Raw genomic sequence first — 4,859 nt, forward strand, 5'->3', positions numbered from 1 at the left:
AGGCACCGGGGGAGTACTTGAGCAGGCCGGCGTCCAAGGCGTCGGACGTGGAGTTCATGACGTTTTCCAGCGTCACGTTGTTGGCTGCCAGTTTGGTCGGATCAACCTGGACCTGAAGCATCTGGAGGCGTTCGCCCCAGATCGCCACGTTCGCCACGCCCGGCACCCGCAGCAGATGTGCCCGGATGTTCCAGTAGGAAACCATGGACATTTCGATCAGGGAGCGGGTCTCGGAGGAGAGTCCGATCTTCATGACACGGCTGGTGGAGGACAGCGGCTGGAGCATCACCGGCGGCGCGGCCCAGGTCGGCAGGGTCGGTATGACCGTTGCCATCCGCTCCGACACCAGCTGCCGGGCGGTGAGCAGATCGGTCCCGGGCTTGAACTCCATCACGATGGCGGACAGCTGCGACACAGACTTCGACCGCATCTGGTCCAGGCCGTCTATGCCGTTGAAGGCCTGCTCCATTGGAACCGTTACGAGTTCCTCGACTTCGGAGGCAGTGAGACCCAGACATGCCGTCTGGACCTCGACACGGGGCGGTGCAAACTCCGGGAAAACATCCACCGAAGCGCTGCTGAGTTGCGCGCCGCCCACGATCATGAGGGCGGCCGCCATCGCAATGATGATCGACCGGAACCTCAGGCTTGCAGCGACAATCCGGCGCATGTCAGTGCGCCGTATCGAATTCAGCGCCGAAGAGTTCAGCCGCGCCGACGGTCACGATTGCGGTGCCCACCGCGGGCCCGGCCGAGGCCGTGACCACTCCGTCCTCCACCTTGGCTACCGTGACCGGCTGCCGCTGGTAGACCCGCGGGGCCGGGTTGGTGTACACCCAGGTTTTTCCGCTGGCGTCGTAGAGCAGGGCTGAGTAGGGCACGACGACGTCCTTACCCTTTCCGGCCTTGACGGTGTCGGTCTTCAGGTCGAGGCGTTCGATTCCCTTCTCCGTCAACGTCAGTTTCGCGATGCCCGTCGCGGCATTCTTCTCCACCTTGGCGGGTTCGTTGGCCGAAACGGCGGCGGGGGCCGCCGCCGTCGTCTGGGCACATGCGGGCAGCGCGAACAGAAGTGCTGCGCATACAGCGGCCGCCAGGGGCAGGCGCCGCGAGGGCTGTTGGCTGGTCATTTTGCTTCCACCTTTTCCTGCGTAACGGGCTGGACGGGAACTTCGGCCTCGTACACTTCGGCCCACTCTTCCGGGGCGGAACCGGGTCCGAACCAGAGTGCGAGCAGGGGGAGTACGAAGATCCCGATGAGAGTTGTCGTGATGAGTCCGCAGACGATGATCAGGGCCATCGGGCCCAGGAAGGATCCGCCGACGGCGCCGCCGAAGAGTCCCGGCGGGATCAGGATCGCCACCGTGATCAGGGCTGCCTTCAGAATGGGCGAGACCCGGTCCCGGGCCGCCATCATGATGATCTTGTCAGGGGATTCGTGCGGGGCGGCCCGCCACAGTTCATCCGTCCGTGCGGAGAGCAGCGCCGCGTTGCGGGCGGCAACGGCCAGCACCGCGGCAAAGGCCGTGAGTGCCAGCACAGTGATGGCGCCTCCCGCGATCCAAGCTGCCACGGCGGCCCCGGCCAGCGCGGCCGGCAGGGACAGGAAGATGGCAAGCGCCAGCTTCCAGCTCCGCACCGCTGTCTGGAGAAGGAGCAGGATTCCCAGGAGGGCAGCCGCGCCGATCCACAGAACCATGGCGTCCCCGGCGAGCTGTTCACTGTACTTCATGGGGATTTCGGCGTGGTATTCCAGCGGGAACTGGATCTGCTCGATCGCCGCGTTGATGTCGCGCTGGATATCCGCGAGCGGACGTCCGCTGACCTCGGCCACCACGTCGATCCGGCGTGAGGTGTCATCGTGCAGGATCACGACTTCATTGGGAACGAGCCGGATGTCGGCGATTTGGCCCAGCTGGACCTGGCCGCCGCTGGGCGTGTCCAGCAGGAGCTCACGGATGCTGGTCAGGTCATCCCGGACGTCCACCGCGCCGCGCACCACCACTTCGAAGACCTTCTGCTGTTCGAAGAGGTTGCCGACGACGATGCCTTGCATCAGGGCGGCAGCGGCGCGGCGTGCGTCGCCGGGTTTGATACCGACCTTCTGCGCCGCTTCGAGGTTGACCTCGACTTCGACGATGGGCGTCATGGCGCTGGCGTTGATCGTCGGGTTCTTCACGCCGTCGACCTTTTCGATGGCCCGGCGGACCTCTTCAGCCTTCTCGCGCAGGACGGGCAAGTCTGTTCCGTAGACGCGGACGGCGAATCCGGGATCCATGCTGCTGCGCTCCTGGCCGATCTGCTGCTGGGAGTAGTTCACCACGTTGTGGGCGATGCCGGGGTAGCCCTGGACGACGTCACGGACCGCCTGCTCCGTTTCGCTGAAGTCGGCGTCCGGGGTGATGGACACCCAGAGTTCCGCGGAACTGTTCCCGACAACCTGGTCGGAGGAAATGGCGCGGCCGATGTGGCCGCCAACTCCCGAGACACCCGGCAGGGTCCGCAGTTCGTCGGACGCTTTGGACGCCACCCGACGCACCTCGTCGTTGGACGTGCCTGCCATCGAGTCCCACTGCACCAGGAGTGTCCGGTCCGGAATCGTCGGCACGACCGCCCGGTTCCCGACCAGCTGCGATGCCGCGGCGAGCCCCAGCAGTCCAACGACGGCGACAGCGACAATGCCGAGGGTGCGGCGGGAACGTGCCCCCTCGAGTGCCCTGTCGTAGGTGGACCTGGCCCGGACAACACCGGGCGAGTCCGCCCGCCCGGCTTTCTCACCGGGAAGCAGGAGATACGCCAGTACCGGTGTCACGGACAAGCCCACCAGCATTGACACGGCAAGCGCCAACGCCAGGGACCAGAAGAGGGGCTGGAAGAACGCACCGCCGACTCCTGTGACGAACAGCGTCGGTACGAGCGCGAGGGCCATGATGAGGGACCCGTGGAACAGCGGTGTGCGGACGCTGCGGACAAGCTGGACCATGCGGAACCTGATGGTGGCATCTGTCTCGGTCTCGGTGGTCCGCAACGGCCGGCGCCGCTGCGCCTGCACATCCTCCACGATGTCTCCGACAATCACGGAGACGCCCAGCAAGATGCCGGCGAGGATTGAGATGTTCAGTGTGGAGTCGAGTAAGTAGAGCACCACTCCCGCGGCCATGACGGTGGTGCTGATCGCGACGAGGGCGATCACGGCCACCCGCCAGGAACGGAACAGGGCCCAGAAGAGCAGGACGGCGATCATGAGGCTCACGAGCAGCGCCAGGCCGAGTTCGTCCACGGCATCCTGCAGGAAGGAGGCGGGCCGGAAGACGGACGTGTCCATCTGGATCCCGGAAAGCCCGGGCTGCATGTCGTTCAGCGCAGCCTCGAGGTCCTTGGTGACCTGCAGCGTGCTGGCTCCGGGGAACTTCTCCACGACCAGCAGGAGGCCCGCATCCTGGCCGACGACGGCATCGCCGATCAGCGGCTGGTGGTCCTCCTTCACCTGGGCAATGTCACCCAGGAGCATGGGAGATCCGGCGTCTTCGACGCTGACCTTGGCCAGGTCCTCCGGCGTTCGGATGGGCAGCACGTGCTGGATGCCCAGGCGTTGGCTCGGCGACTCCACGAACCCGCCCGTGCCGGGGGTGGACGCCTCGAGGAAGCTCAGCGGCGACACCCAGACAGCGTTGCCGGTGGTCTTGATGACCTGTTCGAGCGTGATGCCCTTGTCACGCAGCTGCGTGGGGGTCACCTCTACCTGGAGCTGCTGCTCGCGCTGTCCCCAAATGGAAACGTTGGCGACCCCGGGAATACCGATCAACCGCGGCTTGATCTTCCACCGTGCCAGGACCGACATTTCGATCCCGGATAGCTCTTTGGAGCTCATCCTGACCATAAGGACGCGGCTGGTGGACGACAACGGCTGCATGATCAGCGGCGGCGCCGAGACGTTCGGCAGCGCGTGGGCCTGGGTCATGCGTTCGGCCACGAGCTGGCGCGCGCGCAGAAGGTCGGTGCCCGGCTCGAACACAAGCTCGATGGAGGACAGGCCGGGAACGGATTTGGACCGGATTTCATCGAGCCACGCCACCCCGTTAAGGAGGTCGGCTTCCATCGGAGCAGTGATGAGCTGTTCAACTTCGGCAGCTGAGAGGCCCAGGGCCTCGGTCTGGATCTCGACGTGGGCCGGGGCGAACTCGGGCATGCTGTCGATGGCGACGTGGGGGATGTTCACTACCCCGAAGGCAATGAGTCCGGCCGCCATGGCGAGAACCAGGATGCGGAACTGCATACTGAAACGGGTGATCCAGCCGAACATGGCTAGCCCCGTTCCAGGGAGCCGGCGTCGCGGGTGCGGCCGGCGGGGGATTTCGGCAAGTGCACGGAAGAATTCCGCAAGTGATTCATGACAGGCTCCTCAACCCGAGACCATTTGCGAATCCCCCCACGAGATCCCATTTCTTGCTGATCTTTATCGAATAGTGTTCCCATTTGAATCGTTTGGCAAGATCAAAATTTTAGGCCTGCTTCCCGGCTTTTCACGGGTTTCTCCCAGCTTGGAGGCTCACAATGCGCTCTTCGAACAAACCTCGTGGAAGGGCCTGGAGGCCCGCGGCGGGCCACCCGGGTGTTTGCCGTTTTTCTACCTGTTTTCCGCGCCGAGCTACCCGAATTTCTGTCGTAGTTACGTGCCAGATACGTCGGGCAATTGACAGTAAGTACCGCTATTCCATAGGTATGTCGTTTGTAACAATTGCGGACATAACAGCCCGCGCAGGGCGCCGGAGCGCGAGCCGACTGCGACTACCGGGCCGCGAGCGGCCCGTCGTTTCAGCGCGAACCAGCTGGAGGGGCTAAAGTGTTCCTATGCGCGC

General features: G+C 64.6%; 3 protein-coding genes. All 3 read right to left on the reverse strand.

The features are described from left to right. The coding region (locus AC1D1S_RS19255; RefSeq protein WP_476995223.1) for an efflux RND transporter permease subunit at positions 1–670 on the reverse strand (670 nt) is incomplete at its 3' end. 1 nt (position 671) lies between these two features. Further along, a complete protein-coding gene (locus AC1D1S_RS19260; RefSeq protein ID WP_028276449.1) occupies positions 672–1,130 on the reverse strand; it encodes a hypothetical protein in 459 nt (152 codons plus the stop codon). Continuing rightward, positions 1,127–4,276, reverse strand: a complete 3,150-nt coding sequence (locus AC1D1S_RS19265) for an efflux RND transporter permease subunit (protein ID WP_476995224.1) — start codon at positions 4,274–4,276, stop codon at positions 1,127–1,129. The genes AC1D1S_RS19260 and AC1D1S_RS19265 overlap by 4 nt, the downstream gene beginning before the upstream one ends. Between the last annotated feature and the right edge of the window lie 583 nt (positions 4,277–4,859).

This window comes from Arthrobacter sp. P1_A5, assembly GCF_056406825.1.

Bases quoted from the DNA above. Each gene is read 5' to 3' on its own strand.
- AC1D1S_RS19265 (WP_476995224.1), bottom strand. From the start codon at position 4,276: ATGCAGTTCCGCATCCTGGTTCTCGCCATGGCGGCCGGACTCATTGCC.
- AC1D1S_RS19260 (WP_028276449.1), bottom strand. From the start codon at position 1,130: ATGACCAGCCAACAGCCCTCGCGGCGCCTGCCCCTGGCGGCCGCTGTA.